Below are 20,039 nucleotides of genomic sequence, written 5' to 3'. Positions count from 1 at the left end.
GGATGGAGCGCGCGGAAAAGATTGGTTTGGGCGTCGCGACGGCGGGGCATGTCCTGCTGTTCGGGCTGTTGTCGGCCGGGTTCCTGGCGACCCCCAACCCGTTGAAGCTCAAGACGCCGCCGATGGAAGTCTCGATGGTGGACGAGGTCGCGCTGCAATCGACCGCGCCGCAAATCTCGACCGCCCCGCCGCCGCCCAGCATCGCGCCGGAGCAGGGACCGACCGAAGACGCTGCGCCTGCGCCTGAACCGGCCCCCGCGCCAGAACCGACGCCCCAGCCGACACCCAAGGAGGTCGCGAAACCCGCGCCTGCCAAGCCCCAGCCTGCCCCGAAAAAGCCTGCGCCCGCCAAGAAGGAAGTGGCCAAGGCAAAGCCCAAGCCCGCGCCCGAAAAACCAACGCCCAAGGCCAAGCCCGCCCCCGCCAAGCCCAGCCCGGCCAAAGCCAAGACGGACACAAAGGCGAAGGCAGACGCCAAGCCCGCCGCCAAGGCATCAACCAAATCCACCGCCAAGCCCAAGGCCGACGCCCCCGCGCGCGCCTCCGGCCAGGGCAAGGCGGACAAGCCCAAAGGCTCGCTGCTGGGCAAGGATTTCCTCAAAGGCATCGACACCAATGCCGACGCGCCGCGTCGTCCCCCTGCCCCCGCACCCGCCGCCGCCATGGGTCCGGCGCAGAAATCGGCGCTCGACGCCGAATTGCGGCGCCAGTTGAAGCCGCACTGGCGTCCGCCATCGGGCGCCGACGCCGACAAGCTCGTCACCCTGCTCGAAGTGCGGCTCGACAAGAGCGGCGCGGTCATTGGCACGCCGCAGGTGATCGACCAGCTCGGCGTCACCGCCAGCAACCGGCCGCAGGCCAAGCTTCATGCCGAACGCGCGATCCAAGCGGTGAAGCTCGCTTCCCCCTTCCGCAACATGCCACCCGAATTTTACGACCAATGGAAATGGCTCCGGCCACTCCGCTTTGACGCGAGGCTGAACCGATGAAACCCACCCTGCTCCGCCGCCTGCAGCTGGCGACCGCCGCGCTGCTCGCCTTCACTGCCCTGCCTGTTCAGGCCCAATTGTCGGTCGACGTCACCGGCGAGATCGACAGCAATGTCAAGGTCGCGGTCCCACCGCTGCCCGCGCAGCAGGAGGTGGCGACCCCCGCCGGGTCCACCACCGAGCTTGGCCGCAAGATCGCCGAAGTCATCGCTGCCGACCTCAAAGGCTCTGGCCTGTTCGACCCATCGGGTCCGGGCGGCCTGCCGGTCATTCCCTTTGCCGAAGTCACCTTCCCCCAATTCGACAAATGGGGTGCCTATCAGGCGCTGGTTCAGGGTTTCGTCCGCACCAGCGGCGGCGAATCCGACATCACCGTCGGCTGCTATCTCTATGATGTCGCGCTCAAGCAGGAACTCACCCGCCAGGGCTTCGTAGTCGCGCCGCGCGACTGGCGGCGCGCCGCGCATAAATGCGCCGACGCCATCTATGCGCGCCTGTCGGGCGAAAGCCCCTTCTTCGACAGCCGCATCGCCTATATCGCCGAAAGCGGTCCCAAGGGTGCGCGGGTCAAACGCCTCGCCATCATGGACAGCGATGGCGCAAACCATCGCTTCATCACCAATGGCCAGTCGATGGCGCTCACCCCGCGTTTCTCGCCCGACTATAAATCCATCCTTTATGTCAGTTATCTCGGCAGCCGGGTCCGCCTCTATGTCTATGACATCGGCGCCGGGCAGCAACGCCTTGTGACGGAAAGCAACAACCCGACCTTCGCGCCGCGCTGGTCGCCCGATGGCCGTAGCATCCTCTTCTCGATGGCGGTGGCGGGCAATACCGACATTTACCGCATCGGCGCCAATGGCGGGACGCCGGTGCGCCTCACCACCTCGCCCGGCATCGATGTCGGCGGCAGCTATTCGCCGGACGGCTCCAGGATCGTGTTCGAAAGCGATCGGTCGGGCGGGCAGCAGCTCTATGTCATGAACGCCGACGGATCGAACCAACGCCGCATCAGCCATGGCGGCGGCCGCTATGCGACGCCCGAATGGAGCCCGCGCGGCGATCTCATCGCTTTCACCAAATTGGCGGGCGACTTCAAGATCGCGGTGATGACGCCCAGCGGCGATAATGAGCGCATCCTGACCAATGGCTGGCAGGATGAACAGCCGACCTGGTCGCCCAATGGCCGCGTCCTCCAATTCTTCCGCACCACGCCGGGCAAGCAGGGCGCGAGCCAGGTGTGGCAAGTCGACCTGACCGGCGTCAACGAACGGCGTATCCCGACGCCCTTGAGCGGCTCCGATCCGGCCTGGGGACCGTTGCTGCCCTGATAATCGCCCGTCCCGCCTGTCATGACGGAACCCATTCGTCTTGACAGCGTAACGAACTTCACGGAGCCTGCCTGCGTCCCGATCCGAGCGCAGGCAGCGCTGAAACAAGGAGACACGCAATGACATTGTCCCGCACCCTCTTGATGGCCACCGCCATCATCGCGCTCGCCGCCTGCTCGAAAAAGCCGCCGGCCGAACTGCCCCCCGCCCCCGGCGGCACCGACACGACCATGCCCAGCGGCCCGACGACGCCGACCGGCCCGGTCAAGGGCAGCCAGGAAGATTTCGTCGCCTCGGTCGCGTCAGACCGCATCTTCTTCGCGCTCAACGAATATGATGTCGATGCGCAGGATCAGGCAACGCTCCAGAGCCAGGCCGCCTGGCTCCAGCAGAACCCCGCCGTCCGCGTCACGATCGAGGGTCATGCCGACGAACGCGGCACCCGCGACTATAATATCGCGCTGGGCGAACGCCGCGCCAACGCCGCGAAAAACTATCTCGCTTCGCTCGGCATCGATTCGGGCCGCATCACCACCGTCAGCTACGGTAAGGAACGCCCCGCCGCCCTCGGCTCGGACGAAGCCTCTTGGGCGCAGAATCGCCGCGCGGTAACGGTAACGATCCAATATTGATCGCCCTTACGCGCTGATAAAGAGGCCCGCCCGTCCCCCGACTGGCGGGCCTTTTTGTGGGAGGAACGCTAGAGTATCCGTGATGGTCAAGCGCATGCTGTGGTCCAGAGACGATCTGCCCTGAGTAGCGCATTTGCGGTGACGATGAGCTTTCGCATGATGGCTGTGATGGCGATTTTGGCGGGTTTTCCGGCAGCGATGAGCTGCTGGTATTTGGCCTTGAGGTTTGGATTGAATCGGGCGGCGACCAGAGCAGGCATGTAGAGAGCCTGTCGGACATTGGCCCTACCGCCGCGGATGAAGCTTTTGCCTTTCCATTGGCCGGACTGGCGCGCGACCGGGGCAAGTCCGGCGAGCGAGGCAGCCTGCTTGTTATCGAGCGATCCGAGTTCGGGCATGGTGGCGATGATCTGGTTGGCGGTGAGTGTGCCGAGGCCAGCGATGCTGGTGAGAATGTGGTGGCGCCGGACGAGCTTTTCATCTGCGGCAATGACGGCCGCGATTTCAGCGTCGAGCGCAGCGATGTGGCGAGCGATCTGTTCGAGCCGTTGGCTGCACTGGCGCTTAAGCAGCGTGACGGTGAGGTTCTTTTCGCGGTTTTTGAGCGCGGTGCGATCACGCACCAGACCATCGCGGGCGTTGACGAGTTCGGCCAGTTGGTTCTGCTGCGGGCTTCGGGCGGGCCTGACCGGGGGTTTCAGCGTCACCGCCATCCGTGCGAGCAGCCTGGCGTCGATGCGATCGGTCTTGGCGAGCGTGCCTGTCGCCTGAGCGAAGCGCCTTGCCCGTTCCGGGTTGAGCTTGACGCAGGGCATATGGCCGAGCGCGACCTCCAGCGCGCGGTGGTAGATGCCGGTAGCCTCATAGGCGATCCGCTCGACCTCCCATTGCCCGGCCCATGCGATCAGGGTCTTGTGGCCCTTGGTGGTGTTGGGGAACTGGCGCTCGATCCCGATGGGATGGACATAGCAGTCCAACGTCGCTTTGGAGATGTCGATGCTGGACTTGTAACGGTTTTGCGCCGGTCACCTGAGCGATTAGAGCTCGCAACAGGAGACCGACGAGATGATCAAGCATACAGAAGAGTTCAAGCAAGAGGCGGTACGGATCGCGCTGACCAGCGGGTTGCCGCGCGATCGGGTTGCATCGGATTTGGGGATAGGGAAGTCGACGCTGGGCAAGTGGGTATCGCAGTATCGGCCCAGTGATCTGGTTTCAGCGCCGCAGGCAGATCTGGCGCGTGAGAATGAACGCCTTCGCCTTGAGAACCGTGTGCTGCGGGAGGAGAGGGAAGTGCTAAAAAAGGCCACGCAGTTCTTCGCGAGCCAAAGGCCGTGAAGTTCGCATTTGTGCATAGCTGGCGGCACCGGTGGCCCGTTGAACTGCTCTGCCGTGTCATGGATGTCAGTGAACGCGGCTATCGTTCCTGGCGCTCGCGCCCGATCAGCAGGCGGGAGCGGACAGATATGAAAGTGCTGGCCCATATCCGGGAACAGTACAGGCTGAGCCTTGGCAGCTACGGCCGTCCTCGCATGACGATGGAGTTGAAGGAGGTAGGGCTCGATGTTGGCGAGCGCCGGGTCGGGCGGCTGATGAAGATCAACGGGATCAAGCCAGTCCGCACGCGCAAGCACAAGGTTACGACTGACAGCCACCATCGCCTGGGTGTCGCAGCGAACTGGCTGGACGGCGATTTTGCCGCAGATGCGCCCAACCGTAAATGGGCCGGCGACATCACCTATATCTGGACGTCCGAAGGCTGGCTCTACCTTGCCGTCATTCTCGATCTGCATAGCCGTCGCGTCGTAGGCTGGGCAGTCAACGACAGGATGAAGAAAGACCTGGCGATCAGGGCGCTGGATATGGCGGTGCGCCTGCGCCAGCCTCCCGAGGGCTGCCTTTTCCATTCGGATCGCGGTAGCCAATATTGCTCCTACGACTATCAGAAAAAGCTGCAGGCCTATGGCCTGCGTCCATCAATGAGCGGCAAGGGAAATTGCTACGACTGTGATTATGTTGCTGCGGCTTGATGGTCTGACCCATGCTACGATTGACCCCGTGTCATTGCGTTGACGTGTCGGCCATCAAGTCGCCCTGGCAACGGGCGAGATGTGACTTGATAGGAGCCTGACGGGTTTGCCCCTTCACAGTCCTGTCCTTCTCTGAACGGTGCCCGGGCACCGTTCAGAGAAGGACAGGACATGACCAATACCAACATCAGCGGCGTCATTATCGGTGTCGATACCCATAAATCCATCCATGTTGCCGTGGCAATCGATAACAACGGCAGCCGATTGACGGCCTTTTCGGCTCCAGCGACAACAAAGGGCTATAAATTGCTCGAGGACTGGGCGTGTGCGTTGGGCACCATCACAGCCTTTGGCATCGAGGGGACTGGATCATACGGAGCCGGGCTGTCTCGCCATCTTCTGGCCCAGGGCCATAAAGTCATCGAGGTCACCAGACCTAATCGACAGTTGCGCTATCAACATGGCAAAAGCGATAGCCTCGACGCTGAAGGCGCCGCACGGTCGGTGCTGGGCGGACAGGCGATCGCCCAACCCAAAACGCAAACAGGATCCGTCGAGATGATCCGGCATCTCAAAATCGCACGCGACACAGCAGTCAAATGCCGGTCGCAGGCCATGGTGACCCTGAAAACCCTGATCATCAACGCACCTGCGGCGCTGCGCGACACGCTCGATCAGATAAACGGAAAAATCGCGCTGATCCGATATATTGCTGCACTCAGGCCCGGCGCAATGACCTCGACGATCGCATCGGCCAAAACCGCCTTGCGGGCCTTGGCACAACGCTGGCTGGCTCTACACGAAGAAATTCAGTCGCACGACAAGGCGCTCGAGCAACTGGTCATGGCCAACGCACCAACGTTGCTGGCATCGCACGGGATCGCGACGATGACGGCGGCAGAAATGCTTATACTGGTCGGCGATGATCCCACCCGAATCCGCTCCGAAGCTGCACTCGCCAAGCTCTGCGGGGTGTGTCCCATCCCCGCATCAAGTGGCAAGACCAACCGCTTCCGACTCAACCGTGGTGGAAACCGGCAAGCCAATGCCGCGCTATATCGGGTTGCAATCGTTCGGATGCGCAACCATCCGCCGACACTTGCCTATGTCAGCAAACGAAAAATGGAGGGAAAGAGCAACCGGGAGATTATACGCTGCCTTAAGCGATACATCGTTCGCGAAATCTTTACCCACCTATGTCGCCCAAAAGCATCTCTGACCAGCGCTTGACAAATATAGGAGCCTCAATGCGTCCGTCGAGACCTTCTTCAAATCCCTGAAGGCGGAACTCATCTGGCGGCAGAGCTGGCCGACGCGGCGTCAGGCAGAAGCCGCCATCTTTCAGTACATCAATGGCTTCTACAACACCCGTCGCCGCCATTCATATCTAGGCGGCATCAGCCCGCTCGCGTTCGAAGCCAAGGTGGCATAATGAGATAGGTGACCGGCACAAAACCGTTACAAGTCCAATGCCGATGGTTTGTGGTAGAGAGTTGCTCATCTTTTTCGCTGTCCCATGCTTGTCATCCGGGCCTTAAAAGCCCCGGTATCCGTTCGGGCCTGATGAAAAAGAAAGGGGCGATCCTACTCTAACCCGGTCCCTTCACGACCAGCGGTTTTGCGATCCGTCCCCTTCCGTCCGGTCCGGGGTGGCCACCCCGGACCGGACATCGCATCCTGACCCGAACGGACCACAAAGTCATAAGACAAGCGTGATGACTTTACTCAGAACCGTTCGTCCTGAGTAGCCATTGAGCGAAGTCGAAATGGCGTATCGAAGGATATAAAGCGCAGCCGACCCTTCGATACGGGTCTTCGACAAGCTCAGCCCCTACTCAGGGCGAACGGAGTGATGCGACTTAGAGTCATCATGCTCTAGGCCCCTACCCTCCAAGGGCAGGGTAATTGCATATGGCACCCAACCTATCCAAAGTCGTCACCCTGAACTTGTTTCAGGGTCCATCTCTCCCCACGAGCCGCCGTTTTCGGGGCACGATGGATGCTGAAACAAGTTCAGCATGACGAAGTAAAATCCCGTCATTCCCGCGGAGGCGGGAACCCATCTCCCAACCCAAAACCCCGGCGAGACGGTGAGGTCACTCCACCCCAGCCCGCTGCTCCGCCATCCGCAAACTCAGCAAGCCCAGCAACTCGACCCCAACCTCCACCGCACCATCGGGCAGTCCGCTGAGCAATCCCGCACGCACTTCCGCCAGCCGCGCCGCGATCTTCTCAGCCAGCGCCTTGCCCGCCTCCGTCAGCGCCAGCCGATTGGACCGTTTATCATCGGTATCGGCAATCCGCTCGATCCACCCGGCGGTCTGCAACTGGTCCAGCGTCCGCACCAGCGAGGGCGGGCTGATATCCAGCAACAGCGCCAGTTCCGCCTGTCGCGGCGGCTCCCCAAGCTGATCGAGATACACCAGGCACCATCCGGCGCTGCTCGATACGCCGAACTGCGCCAGCGCCGCATCCCCCATCTGCCGCCAGCCGCGCGCGACCGGGGCCAGTAGGTGCAGCAAAGCCAATTCCTGTTCCGCGTCCGCCATAATAGTTAGATAGCTAACTAATCAATTTAACACAAGTCGCAACCTATGTCCGCCTCGCTGTCCGCTTTGGGGGTCCGGGCAAAGCCCGAACCCCAACCCGTCAGGCCCGCCGCGTCCCCGTAAAGGCCGAAGCCCCGAACGCACCCAGCTGCATCGTGCCGGTGATCGCATCGCCGCTGACCGTCGCTTCGCATTCCAGCGTCATCGGCATCGGCATGGTCATTTCCATCTTCCAGGTCAGCACGTCGCCCGCGACCTTGCCATCGACCACATCCAGCGATCCCATCATCCCGGCAAAGGTGCCGTTGAACCGGTCCCCGCTGCTGATGACGGTGAACACGCCATTCTGGTCGCCCATCGGCGTCTTGGCCACGCAATCATAAGCGCCATCGACAGTTGCCATCTTATTCACTCCTTTAGGTTTTTTCTCAGTCAGCCAGGGTGCCGGTTTCGACCGGCAAGCCCACCGCGTCAAGCTGTGGCCGCACCAGTTTCGCGTCACCCACCACGACCCAGATCAGCCCGTCGGCGTTGATCGCCTCGCGTGCTGCCTTGTCGAAATCGGCCGCCGTCATCGCCCGATAGATTTTGGGCAGTGTCTCATAGAAATCATCCGCCCGGCCGATCAGGTCGTTGCGCATCATCGCCCCCAGCAGGTCGGACGAGGTTTCGAAACTGCCCGGCAAGGACAGGATTTGTCCGTTGATCGTCTGGTCGCGCTCCGCCTGGGTCGTGCCCTTGGTCGTCAGGAAATCCTTGATGTCCTGCCGCGCCGCGATGATCGACTCGCCCGTCTTGTCGCTCTGCACCGGCGCATAGACCAGCAGCGGGATCGTGTCCTTGACGCCGGGCAGTGCCGTCCCCGCGCCATAGGCCCAACCCTTGGTCTCGCGCAGGTCCATGGTCAGCCGCGACGTCGTGCTGCCGCCCAGCACCTCGTTGGCGGACTGGAGCGTCACCGGATTGTCGGTGCCCTTCTTGGCGGTCAGCACCCCGGCCAGGATCATCGACTGCGGGCTTTGCGGCTTGTCGATCAGGATGATCCGCGCCGGGCGCGCCATCCGGTCCATGCGGAACAGCTTGGTCCCCTTCGCCGCCACCGGGGCCTTCCAGTCGCCAAAGCGCTTTTCCAGCAGGGGCAGCAATTCAGCCAGGGTCGTGTCGCCGGTCACGAAAATCTTGGCATTGTCGGGCCGCAGCCAGCCGTCATGGAAGGCGACCAGATCGGCCCGCGTCACCGCCTTGACCCCGCTCTCGGTGCCCGACCCGGTGAAGGGAATGCCATAGGGATGCGCCGTGCCATAGAGCAGAGGCGGCAGCATCCGCTGGGCAATCGCCATCGGCTCGGTCTTCTCCGCCGCGATCCGGGTCAGCATCTGACCACGCAGCCGCTCGACCTCCGCCGGGGCAAAGGCCGGATTGCGCACCACATCGGCCAGCAAGCCAAGCGAGGCATCCAGATTGGGCTTGAGCGCGAACAGGCCGACCGTGGTGCGATCCATGCTGTTGCCCGCGCTCACCGCCGCGCCCAGCCGCTCCTGTTCCTGCGCGATGGTGAGCGAACTGCGGGTCTTGGTCCCTTCGTCCAGCAACGCCGTGGTCAGCGCCGCCGTGCCCAGCTTCGTCCGGTCATCGGCGGCATTGCCCGCATCGAACGCCACCGACACCCGCACCGTCGGCACCGTGGCGCGGCGCGCGAAGACGACCGGAATGCCGTTGCTGAGCTTGGCATGTTCGACCGGCGGAAAGTCGAGGTCAGCGACCGGCTCGATTGGCGGCTCGGCAATCTTGGTCGGCTTGGGCGGCGTTGCGGCCGTGGGCGCAGGCGCATCGGGATCGCGGAAATAAGCGGGTTGCATCGTCGCATTGCCCGCCAGCGCATTATCCGCCGCCGTCCGCTCGCCCGGTGCCACCGTCAGGCGGAACACGGGCCGTCCCAGCCATTTGCGCGCGGCTTCCGTCACCTGTGCCGGGGTCGCAGCGGCATAGGCGGCCAGATCCTTCTTGTAGGTCGCCGGGTCATCCGAATAGACCGCCCCCTCGGCCAGCGTCACCGCCTTGCCGGAAAAGCCGCCGACTTGCTCCAGGCCCGAAATCGTCCCCGCCACCCGCTGGGTCGCGGCGCGCTGCACCTCGTCGGCGCTTGGCCCCTTGGCCAGATAATCGGCCAGCAGTTGGTCGAGCCGCTTGCCCACCGCCACCGCATCTTCACCCGGCTTCACGTCCACCGTGATCTCGGCGATGCTCAGCTTCTCGAACGGCTGGACATTGGCCTTGACGCCCACCGCCACCTTCTCGTCGCGCACCAGCGTCGTATAGAGCCGCGACGATCCCAGCCCGCCAAAAACCGATAGCGCGAGGTCAAGCGCAGGCAGGTCCGCGCTATTGACACCCGGCACCACCCAGTTGCGATAGAGCCGCGTCGCCGCGACATTATCCTTCATCAACTTCTCGACATCCTTGTCGAGCGTCGGCACGGTCGCGTCCACATCCTGGGGCGGCGGGCCAGCCGGGATATTGCCGAACCAGCGTTCCACCTTCTTCTTCGCGGTCGCCATGTCGATATCGCCCGCCAGCACCAGCACCGCATTGTTCGGGCCATAATGCGTCTTGAACCACATCTGCACATCAGCGAGGCTCGCGGCATTCAGATCCGCCATCGACCCGATGGTGGAGTGGCGATAGGGATGGCCTTCGGGCAGCAAAGCGGCGAGCTGCGCATATTCGACCAGGCCATAGGGCTGGTTCTCGCCCATCCGCTTTTCATTCTGGACGACGCCACGCTGGGTATCCAGCTTCGCCTGCGTCACCGCGCCCAGCAAATGCCCCATCCGGTCCGATTCCAGGAACAGCGCCCGGTCGAGCGCGCCGGTTGGCACCGTCTCGAAATAATTGGTGCGATCGAACCAGGTCGTCCCGTTCCAATCGGTCGCGCCGATATCCTCCAAACGCCCGAAGAACGGCCCATCGGCATTTTCCGAGCCATAGAACATCAGATGCTCGAACAAATGCGCAAAGCCGGTCTTGCCCGCAGGCTCGAAGCGCGACCCGACATGATACCAGACCGACACCGCCACCACCGGCGCCTTGCGGTCGGTATGGACGATGACGCGCAGCCCGTTCTTCAGCGTGAACTCTTCATAGGGAATATCGACCGCCGACACTAGGCTGGAAAGCGGCGCAGGCGCGGCGACGGCGGCCGCACCCTGCGCCAGCGCCTCCGTCACGGGCGTCATCGCCAGCATGGACAGGCCGATCAGCAGGGGCAGGCGGCGCGGCAGGGAAGACAGGATCATGAAGGAGCCTTCTGACAAAAGCAGCGGGGTGAAACCGCCCGCAGGATGGCGCTAGAATAGCGGGGCGTTTTAGCAGCGCAATACGCATACGGCTGGACAGCGCGAACCGCGACGATAGGTTCCGCTCCATCATCGACGTTAAAAGAGTAACCCATGCGCCTTCGCCTCCCCGTCCTCGTCTCCCTGATCGCCCTCGCCGCGCCCGCCATCGCGCAGGAACCGACCTTCTCCCCCGATGCGATCCGCGCCGACGTGGCATTCCTCGCCGACGACCTGCTCGAAGGACGCGACGCGGGCACGCGCGGCTATGACATCGCCGCCCGCTACGTCGCCGCCCGATTTGCGGCGCTCGGCCTGACTCAGGCGGTCAAGGATAGCTGGTATCAGCCGGTCACGCTGGCATTGGCTGATCTCGACAAGAGCGCGCCCGCCGCGCTCTCCATCGGCGGCCAGCGTTTCGCCAATGGCACCGATGTCGCGATCGGCGGCTTTGGTCGCGAAGCCAGGCAGAGCATCGCTGCCGGGGCCGTGTTCGTCGGCTATGGCCTGCAATCGGATCGCGAAAAGATCGACGATTATGCCGGGCTGGACCTCAAGGGCAAATTCGCGGTCGCCCTGTCCGGCTCGCCCGTCGGCATGCCCAGCGAAGTCGGCGCGCATCTCGCCGCTGAAAAGGCGCTTGCGGCGCAGAAGGCAGGCGCCATCGGCCTCATCACTCTGCCCAGCCCCAGCCTGCTCGCCCGCATGCCTTGGGAAAAACTGCGCGAGCGCAGCAATGATCCGGTCGTCAGCTGGATCGACACCCAAGGCCAGCCCTATGTCCGCACCCCCGCCATCCGCGCCACCGCCACGGTCCATGGCCCGGCCGCCGACGCGCTTTTCGCCGGGTCGCGCGGCAATCTCGCCGCCATCCTGAAGCAGGCAGGCAAGAAGGGCGGCCGCCCCAAGGGCTTTGCCCTCAAACCGCTCGTCACGCTGGAGCGCGCCAGTTCGGTCAGCACGGCCCCCTCGGCCAATGTGCTGGCGGTACTGCCCGGTTCCGACCCGGCCCTCGCCCATGAATATGTGCTGCTGATGGCCCATCTCGACCATAATGGCGTCAAGGAAAGCGCGAAGGGCGACGACAAAATCTATAACGGCGCGATGGACAATGCATCGGGCACCGCGACCATGCTGGCCGTGGCGAAGGCCTTTACGGAAGGCGGCGCGCGGCCCAAACGCTCGATCCTGTTCGCCGCCGTCACCGCGGAAGAAGATGGCCTGCTCGGCTCGCAATATCTCGCCAAGCATCCTGTCCTGCCGACAGGCGGCAAGCTGGTCGGCGTCGTCAATCTCGACATGCCGATCCTGACCTATGATTTTCAGGATGTCGTGGCGTTCGGCGCGGAACATTCGACGCTCGGCCCGATCGTCGATCGCGCGGCGCAATCGGTCGGCGTCGCCCTCTCGCCCGATCCGCTGCCCGCCGAAGGGCTGTTCACCCGTTCGGACCATTATCGCTTCGTGCAGGAAGGCGTGCCCGCCGTGTTCCTGATGACCGGTTTCGCCGGGCCGGGCAAAGCCGCGTTCGAACATTTCCTCAAGACCCAATATCACCAGCCATCCGATCAGATCGACCTGCCTTTCAACTGGGATGCCGCCGCCAAATTCGCCCGCGTCAACTATGCCATCGCCCGGCAGATCGCCGACGCGCCGGAAGCACCGCGCTGGTATGCGCAGGATTTCTTCGGCGACGCCTTTGCTGCTGAGCAGCCCAAGGCCCCGACGCCAAAGTAATCGCGCGCCTGCGGAAATTGCGTATCGCCTCTTGTGTGGTTTTTGGGCAACACCACATGAGGGGCAGCACCACGAAGGGCATGTTATGAACCTCGAAAAATTCACCGACCGCGCCAAAGGTTTCCTGCAATCGGCGCAGACTGTCGCGATCCGCATGAACCATCAGCGGATCAGCCCGGACCATCTGTTGAAGGCGCTGCTGGAGGATGAGCAGGGCATGGCATCGGGCCTCATCAAGGCCGCTGACGGCGACGCGCCCACGGCGCTGCGCGAAACCGACGCGGCGCTGGCGAAAATCCCCGCCGTGTCGGGCAGCGGTGCGCAACAGACGCCGAGCCTCGACAATGACATAGTGCGCGTGCTGGACTCGGCCGAACAAGTCGCAGCCAAGGCGGGCGACAGCTTCGTCACCGTCGAGCGGCTGCTCCTCGCACTCACGCTGGCCACCACCACGGCGGCGGGCAAAGCGCTGGCGGCTGCTGGCGTGAAGCCCGAGGCGCTCAACGCCGCGATCAACAGCCTGCGTCAGGGCCGCACCGCCGACACGGCGGGCGCGGAAGATCGCTATGACGCGCTCAAGAAATTCGCGCGCGATCTGACCCAGGCCGCGCGCGACGGCAAGCTCGATCCCGTCATCGGCCGCGACGAGGAAATCCGCCGCACTGTCCAGATTCTCGCCCGCCGGACCAAAAATAACCCCGTCCTGATCGGCGAACCCGGCGTCGGCAAGACCGCCATCGCCGAAGGGCTGGCGCTGCGCATCGCCAATGGCGACGTGCCCGACACGCTCAAGGACCGCACGCTGATGGCGCTCGACATGGGCGCGTTGATCGCGGGCGCCAAATATCGCGGCGAGTTCGAGGAACGGCTAAAGGGCGTGCTGGACGAAGTGAAGGCCGCCGAGGGCCATGTCGTCCTCTTCATCGACGAAATGCACCAGTTGATCGGCGCGGGCAAATCCGAAGGCGCGATGGACGCGGGCAATCTGTTGAAGCCCGCCCTTGCGCGCGGCGAATTGCATTGCATCGGCGCGACCACGCTCGACGAATATCGCAAATATGTCGAAAAAGACCCTGCGCTCCAGCGGCGCTTCCAGCCCGTCTTCGTCGGCGAACCGACGGTCGAGGACACCATCTCGATCCTGCGCGGCCTCAAGGAAAAATATGAGCTGCACCATGGCGTGCGGATCACCGACGGCGCGATCGTGTCGGCGGCGACGCTCTCCAACCGCTACATCACCGACCGTTTCCTGCCCGACAAGGCGATCGACCTGATGGACGAGGCCGCCTCGCGCCTGCGCATGGAGGTGGAGTCCAAGCCCGAAGAGATCGAAAATCTCGACCGCCGCATCATCCAGCTCAAGATCGAGCGGGAAGCGCTCAAGAAGGAGAGCGACCAGCCCTCCAAGGACAGGCTGGCCGCGCTGGAGGCCGACCTTGCCAATCTGGAACAGCAATCGAGCGAACTGACTAGCCGCTGGCAGGCTGAAAAGGACAAGATTGCGGGCGAAGCCAAGATCAAGGAACAGCTCGACGCCGCCCGGCTCGAACTGGAACAGGCACAACGCGCGGGCGACCTCGCGAAGATGAGCGAGCTGTCCTATGGCACCATCCCGGCGCTGGAAAAGCGGCTCGCCGAAGCGGCCACCGCATCGGAAGGCGCGATGCTGCGCGAGGAAGTGACCGCCGAGGACATCGCCGGCGTCGTGGCCCGCTGGACCGGCATCCCGGTCGAACGGATGCTGACCGGCGAGCGCGAGAAATTACTCGCCATGGAGGAGACGCTGGGCAAGCGCGTCATCGGCCAGGCTCATGCCGTCCGTGCCGTATCGACCGCCGTCCGCCGCGCCCGCGCGGGACTACAAGACCCCAACCGGCCGCTCGGCAGCTTCCTGTTCCTCGGCCCCACGGGCGTCGGCAAGACCGAGCTGACCAAGGCGCTGGCCGGTTTCCTGTTCGACGATGACAATGCGATGGTGCGCATCGACATGAGCGAGTTCATGGAGAAGCACAGCGTCGCCCGGTTGATCGGCGCGCCTCCGGGCTATGTCGGCTATGAGGAAGGCGGCGTCCTGACCGAGGCCGTGCGCCGTCGTCCCTATCAGGTCGTCCTGTTCGATGAGGTCGAGAAAGCCCATGGCGATGTGTTCAACATCCTGCTTCAGGTGCTGGACGATGGCCGCCTGACCGATGGGCAGGGCCGCACGGTCGATTTCACCAACACGATCATCGTGCTGACATCGAATCTGGGCAGCCAATATATTGCGGGCCTCGCCGACGACGAGCCGGTCGAAAAGGTCGAGGATCAGGTGATGGAGGTCGTGCGCGGCCATTTCCGCCCGGAATTCCTCAACCGTCTGGACGAGGTCATCCTGTTCCACCGCTTAGGGGCCGCGCATATGGCCCCGATCGTCGACATTCAGGTGGCGCGGGTCGGCAAGCTGCTCAAGGACCGCAAGATCATCCTCGACTTGACCGACGGTGCCCGCGCCTGGCTCGGTCGCGTTGGCTATGATCCGGTCTATGGCGCGCGGCCGTTGAAGCGCGCGGTGCAACGCTATCTGCAAGATCCCCTCGCCGACATGATCCTGCGCGGGCAGGTGCCCGACGGATCAACGGTGCGGGTCGAAGATGGCGATGGGGCGCTGGTGCTGGGCATCAGCTAAAGGATTAGGGCGTTGCGGATAGGCCGCAACGCCCTTTCCCACCCGGATCATCCGTTCGGGTTCATGCCCGCCCGGCTGCGGGTGATCATGTCATCGGCCTCGCGGTTCTGCTGTTCTGCACTCGCGCGCCATTCCGCATTGGTCTTGCAGACCCGCTCCTTCTGAACCAGCGACCCGGTGACGGCAAAGCGCTTGCAGCGCACAGCGTCTGGGTGATTCCGGTCCAATTTCGGCTTTTCCTGTGCCACCGCAGGCAGGGCGATCATGAACAGGGTCGATGCAATTACGGTCTTCAAAACATGCATGGTCAATTCTCCCAAAAGATCGGCCATCCGCCCCGTCTCTTCTGCGGGCTACGCCTTGGCCGACCGCTTAGTCGCCAAAGCGGGGATGGATTATCCTGCTGGCGTCGGCTGAGACATAGAATTGCGGCAAGAGCAGCGGTGGCGCAAGTGCGAAATGGGATGATGATGCGCGATCTATGGATCAAACCGCGAAGATTTGGCCGATCCTGTGGCGCAGCTTGTGCCGCATAGGCGGTCATGCCTACAATCCGGGTCATGATTGCTGCCCTCCCCTCCATAAATGACGTCATGACCAGCGCGGAGTGGCTCGCGCACCGTTATGATCCGGGGCACGACGCCTTTCACATGCTGCCGGTTGCGCGGGCGCGCCATGCCGCCGTTCCGTTCCTGACCGACGAATATCTCGTGCCGACACAAGCGCCGATGGTGTTGCGCCGGGCTGACGCCATGGAACGCGCCGCGCCGCCAGCACCCATCCACTTCATCTTTCATTCGGCCTATTGCTGCTCAACGTTGCTGGCCGCCGCCTGCGACATGCCCGGCACAGCCATGGGCGTGAAGGAACCCGTCCTGCTCAACGACTTGGTGGGCTGGCGATACCGCGGCGCGAAGGGACCGGACGTCGCGCGCATATTGGATGATGCGTTGCGTCTGCTCGCCCGCCCATTTGGCCTCGGCGAAGCCGTCATCATCAAGCCTTCCAATATCGTCAATCCGCTGATGCCCGCGATCATGAGCCTGCGCCCGGAGGCCCGCGCCTTGCTGCTCCACGCGCCGCTCGACGCTTATCTTGGTTCGATCGCGCGCAAGGGGATGTGGGGACGGCTATGGGTGCGCGACCTGTTCGGCAAGCTGGCGCGTGAGGGGATACTGGGTGGGCTGGGCATCGCGCCTGCCGACTATTTGGGGCTGACGGACATTCAGGTCGCAGCAGCCGGATGGCTGGCGCAGCAGCAGCAGTTCCAGATGGTGACCCAGCGTTTGGGCCAGCGGGTGGCGACGCTGGACAGCGAGACATTGGTGGCGCGTCCGTCGGACAGCCTGGCGGCTTTGGCCAGATTGTTCGGCCTGAACATCACGGCGGAACGGATCAAGTCCATCGTTGAAGGACCGGTCTTTGCGCGCGACGCCAAAATGGGACGTGATTTCGCGCCCGGTCAGCGCGCGCAGGAAGCGCGGCTGGGGTTGGACATGCATCGCGAGGAAGTCGAAAAAGTCAGCCAATGGGCTGTGTTGCTTGCAAACAACGCCGACATCCCGCTGACATTGCCGCTGCCATTGCTGGGCTAGATACTGGGCCATAACGGCGACCTGGCGTCAGAAGCAGCACAACATGAAAAAAGGGCCGGTGTTTCCACCGGCCCTTTTTCTTAAAGCATGTCCGAACGGATCAGAAGCGGAACTTCACCGCAGCAGCGTAGCGACGACCCAGCGCGTCGTAGGTCGACGGATAGACGTTGCCGCTGTTGTAGGCGGTCGAACCGATGGTCGAGCCGACAACCTTGGGCTTGTTGTTCAGCAGGTTCTGTGCCGTCAGCGTCACCGTCAGATTGTCGGTGATGTGGAAACGGCCCGACAGATCGAAATAATGTTCCGAAGGAATCTTGCGGAATTCTGGTTCGACCATGCAGCCGTCGGGATCAGTCCCTTCTGGATCGGCGCATTCAAAGCCGATGGCAGCAGCCAGATCGTCGGCCAGTGCTGCGGGTTCATATTCCACAGCGTTGATGAAGCGCCACAGCAGCGAGATGTCGAAATTGTCGAACGACAGCGTCGAACGCTGCGAGAACTGGAACTCCGGCTGAATGGAGGGGCAGTTCACGCTGTAGTAGCCCACGCAATCGCGATTGACCGAGGTCGGCGATGCCTGGAACTTCGAGCTGTTGGTCCAGTTACCGACGAACGACAGAGCCAGCTTCGCAAAGCCAACATCCTTCGCATAGTTCATCGTCAGATCGATACCATCGGTCGAAATCGTGCCGAGGTTCGACAAGCCCTGGAACAAACCAGTCGCGGTGTCACCGTCGAGACCGCCCGTGATCGGATCACGGCCGATGATCGTGCATGCCTCGCTGGTTGCATCCAAATTGTCGAAACAGGCCGCGATCGCATCACCCGGCGTCGGGGAAGAAATCGCACCCTTAACCTTGATGTTGTAATAATCGATCGTTGCCGAGAAGCCCGACAGGAACGCTGGCTGAATGACTGCGCCGATGGTGTAGCTGTCCGACTTTTCCGGGCCGAGGGCGAGGTTACCACCACCGGTCGTACGGGCCTGAGCGGCGCTTGGCTGTTCGATGAAGCCGATCGAAGCGGCAGGCGCACCCTGTGCCAAACAAACGGCGCGCAAGGCAGCGTCGGTAACGGGAGCGGAACCTGCGCAAGGATCAACCGAAAGGTTGGTCAGGCCGGTGGTGACCGGCGAGAACAGTTCGGCGATGTTAGGCGCACGCACGGCGCGGGCATATTTGCCGCGAACCTTGAAGCCATCTGCCGGAGTCCAGCTACCGCCTGCGTTATAGGTCCAGGTTTCGTAACCGGGGCTGCCTGCGGCATTGATGCTATACTTCGAGTAGCGCACGCCGCCTTCGATCGTGAGATCCTGGAAGAAGGGCTTGTCCGAGATCAGCGGAAGGATGACTTCGCCGACCGCTTCATAAACGTCATAACCGCCGTCGATGTTCGGTGCAGCGCCGCCGGCACCACCCAGATCGCCCGACTGCGACAACAGGTCGGAAACCTGCGACGCCTGATATTTGCGATATTCACCACCGATTGCGAAGGCAACCGGGTTGGCTGCCCAAGGCGAGGTCACGCCAATGTCACCGCTGATCGTAGCACGTGCCTGCGCCAGCGAGAATTTCGTGATGATCTGGCTTTCGGCAGTCAGGAAGTCGTTCATCTCATCGGTGATCGATCCAGTGGGGCCGAAGATGTTGAGCGGAACGCAACCATTGGCCGCATTGAGGCACTCGGTCGTGCTGGTAGCATTCAGAGCCTGACGCACGCGCGAGTTCAGCCAATAGCCCTGCTGGGTCTGGACATTCTCGCTCTCACCATAGGCACCGAACACATCCCAGTCGATCGTGTCGGTGATACCGCCACGCGCACCGAGCTTATAATCGAAGAATGTGGTGGTGAACTCCGAAACGCGGGGACCATTTTCCACGGCGCGGCGGGCGAAGTTAGAGGTGAAGGTGCGATAGTTGGGATCATTGGGATCGGTCGCACCGGCTGCCGCTGTACATTGGCCGATGGTCAAGCCGTTGGCAGCGCACAGTTCATTGCGAGCGGCCGTTGGCAGATAGGGGTTGCTGTAAGGCACCGTGATGGGGATGCCGAAAGCACCCGACGGCGCGATGATGGTCTTGACCGTGTTCTTCGAGAAGATGCCACGGGTATAGACTTCAACCGCGTCGCTGACTTCATAATGCGCCGATCCGAACATGTTGAAACGTTCGAATGGCGTCTGGAAGATGTTGTAGGGGTTGAAGTTGAACAGCGAGTAGGTCGGAACCAGTTCGCCGGTGGTAGCGTTGATCTGCTGCGTGCCGCCGCCGGGAACGCTGATGCGAACCGGGGTCGAAGTGCCCGAACCACCGATCGCGCCGCTGTAGGAATCAACATTGTTGACCGAGAAGGGACGGCCGCCCTGATAGATGGGGTCGGTCTGCTGATAGCCGATCGAGAAGACGGCGTTACCGCGACCATCATCGAAATTGGCGCCCAGCGTTACGTCTGCGCGCAGCGTGTGGCCGTCGCCCTCTTCCGTGATCTGGTTCGAGAAATTCGCTTCCAGACCCGAAAAATCGGACTTGGTGACGAAGTTGACAACACCCGAAATGGCGTCGGCGCCATAGGTGGTCGATGCGCCACCGGTCAGAACGTCGACGCGCTCCACCAGAGCGAGCGGAATGTTGTTGAGATCGAAACGGCCGTTCAGTTCGGCAGGAACCAGGCGCGTACCGTCGAGCAGGACGATGTTACGGTTGGAACCCATGCCGCGCAAATCGACGAACGAAGCGCCGCCATTGCCGTTGTTGACGGCCGAACCGATGCTGGGAACAATACCCGGAATTTCACGCAGAATTTCTTCGGCGGTGTTGTTCTGCTTCAGTTCGATGGTGTCAGCGCTGGTCGTCGTGACCGGGCTGGAGCGCTCCAGGTTCGGATTGCGGATCAACGAACCAGTAACGATGATGGTGTCGCCCGCTTCTGCACCAGCGGCCTGTGGCGCTTCCTGTGCGAATGCGGCGGTTGCGATCAGCGACGCGCCCAGGATCGCCGGTGCGGCGCTGGCACGCAGAAGTGCCCTCTTTGAAAATGTCTTCACGGTCCAGTCCCTTGCTCTGGAGGTTGGCAGATGACCTGCCACTCTATGTACCTACGGAGGGATAAGGTGCCCGACAGCGATCCCCCCATATGCATGGCCGCGAAACTGCGCGGGGAGCAGGGCGCTGTAAAGC

The 20,039-nt window shown here is 62.8% G+C and carries 13 protein-coding genes and 2 pseudogenes; 9 read left to right on the top strand and 6 right to left on the bottom strand.

Annotated features, from left to right (window positions below; genetic code table 11):
- The first annotated feature begins 2 nt into the window (after positions 1-2).
- From ACZ2HM_RS14520 to pal, 3 genes are all read left to right on the top strand, one after another.
- Positions 3-989, top strand: coding sequence for a cell envelope biogenesis protein TolA (locus ACZ2HM_RS14520; RefSeq protein ID WP_470425537.1), 987 nt, complete (start codon positions 3-5; stop codon positions 987-989).
- Positions 986-2,320: a Tol-Pal system beta propeller repeat protein TolB gene (tolB, locus tag ACZ2HM_RS14515; protein ID WP_470425536.1), complete on the top strand. Its 1,335-nt coding sequence runs from the start codon at positions 986-988 to the stop codon at positions 2,318-2,320. Before ACZ2HM_RS14520 ends, tolB begins: the two co-directional genes overlap by 4 nt.
- A gap of 119 nt (positions 2,321-2,439) precedes the next feature.
- On the top strand, positions 2,440-2,952 hold the full coding sequence (gene pal / locus ACZ2HM_RS14510) for a peptidoglycan-associated lipoprotein Pal (protein ID WP_470425535.1): 513 nt from the start codon (positions 2,440-2,442) through the stop codon (positions 2,950-2,952).
- 86 nt (positions 2,953-3,038) lie between these two features.
- Here pal and ACZ2HM_RS14505 read toward each other — a convergent pair whose 3' ends face one another.
- Complete coding sequence (locus tag ACZ2HM_RS14505) at positions 3,039-3,950, bottom strand: IS110 family transposase (protein WP_470426862.1); 912 nt, start codon at positions 3,948-3,950, stop codon at positions 3,039-3,041.
- 67 nt (positions 3,951-4,017) lie between these two features.
- On the opposite strand from ACZ2HM_RS14505, the pseudogene ACZ2HM_RS14500 reads away from it, so the two are divergent.
- From ACZ2HM_RS14500 to ACZ2HM_RS14490, 3 genes and pseudogenes are all read left to right on the top strand, one after another.
- Positions 4,018-4,958, top strand: a pseudogene (locus ACZ2HM_RS14500) (IS3 family transposase); the annotation flags it as partial.
- 195 nt (positions 4,959-5,153) lie between these two features.
- Complete coding sequence (locus tag ACZ2HM_RS14495; RefSeq protein WP_470425396.1) at positions 5,154-6,212, top strand: IS110 family RNA-guided transposase; 1,059 nt, start codon at positions 5,154-5,156, stop codon at positions 6,210-6,212.
- Positions 6,213-6,228: 16 nt separating this feature from the next.
- Positions 6,229-6,414 (top strand): annotated as a pseudogene (locus ACZ2HM_RS14490) (IS3 family transposase); the annotation flags it as partial.
- 664 nt (positions 6,415-7,078) lie between these two features.
- On the opposite strand, the gene ACZ2HM_RS14485 reads toward ACZ2HM_RS14490, so the two are convergent.
- The 3 genes from ACZ2HM_RS14485 to ACZ2HM_RS14475 all read right to left on the bottom strand — a co-directional run bounded on the left by ACZ2HM_RS14485 (position 7,079) and on the right by ACZ2HM_RS14475 (position 10,827).
- Positions 7,079-7,531 carry a MarR family winged helix-turn-helix transcriptional regulator gene (locus ACZ2HM_RS14485; protein ID WP_470425534.1) on the bottom strand — a complete coding sequence of 151 codons (453 nt, stop codon included), beginning with the start codon at positions 7,529-7,531 and terminating at the stop codon, positions 7,079-7,081.
- A 100-nt stretch (positions 7,532-7,631) separates the two neighbouring features.
- A complete protein-coding gene (locus tag ACZ2HM_RS14480) occupies positions 7,632-7,934 on the bottom strand; it encodes a hypothetical protein (RefSeq protein WP_069065689.1) in 303 nt (100 codons plus the stop codon).
- A gap of 25 nt (positions 7,935-7,959) precedes the next feature.
- Positions 7,960-10,827: a M16 family metallopeptidase gene (locus ACZ2HM_RS14475; protein WP_470425533.1), complete on the bottom strand. Its 2,868-nt coding sequence runs from the start codon at positions 10,825-10,827 to the stop codon at positions 7,960-7,962.
- A gap of 153 nt (positions 10,828-10,980) precedes the next feature.
- Here ACZ2HM_RS14475 and ACZ2HM_RS14470 point away from each other — a divergent pair, with 153 nt between their 5' ends.
- Together ACZ2HM_RS14470 and clpB are read left to right on the top strand one after the other, a co-directional pair.
- A complete protein-coding gene (locus ACZ2HM_RS14470; protein ID WP_470425532.1) occupies positions 10,981-12,603 on the top strand; it encodes a M28 family metallopeptidase in 1,623 nt (540 codons plus the stop codon).
- An 85-nt stretch (positions 12,604-12,688) separates the two neighbouring features.
- A complete protein-coding gene (gene clpB, locus ACZ2HM_RS14465) occupies positions 12,689-15,268 on the top strand; it encodes an ATP-dependent chaperone ClpB (RefSeq protein WP_470425531.1) in 2,580 nt (859 codons plus the stop codon).
- Between the two features lie 47 nt (positions 15,269-15,315).
- Here clpB and ACZ2HM_RS14460 read toward each other — a convergent pair whose 3' ends face one another.
- Complete coding sequence (locus tag ACZ2HM_RS14460) at positions 15,316-15,534, bottom strand: hypothetical protein (protein WP_470426861.1); 219 nt, start codon at positions 15,532-15,534, stop codon at positions 15,316-15,318.
- 327 nt (positions 15,535-15,861) lie between these two features.
- Between ACZ2HM_RS14460 and ACZ2HM_RS14455 the strand changes: the two genes are divergently transcribed.
- Positions 15,862-16,863, top strand: coding sequence for a hypothetical protein (locus tag ACZ2HM_RS14455; protein WP_470425530.1), 1,002 nt, complete (start codon positions 15,862-15,864; stop codon positions 16,861-16,863).
- A 100-nt stretch (positions 16,864-16,963) separates the two neighbouring features.
- On the opposite strand, the gene ACZ2HM_RS14450 is transcribed toward ACZ2HM_RS14455, so the two are convergent.
- A complete protein-coding gene (locus ACZ2HM_RS14450; protein ID WP_470425529.1) occupies positions 16,964-19,906 on the bottom strand; it encodes a TonB-dependent receptor domain-containing protein in 2,943 nt (980 codons plus the stop codon).
- Between the last annotated feature and the right edge of the window lie 133 nt (positions 19,907-20,039).

The sequence above is a fragment of the Sphingobium sp. KKT206 genome (assembly GCF_055640555.1).
This window is presented reverse-complemented; position numbering and strand designations above follow the sequence as displayed.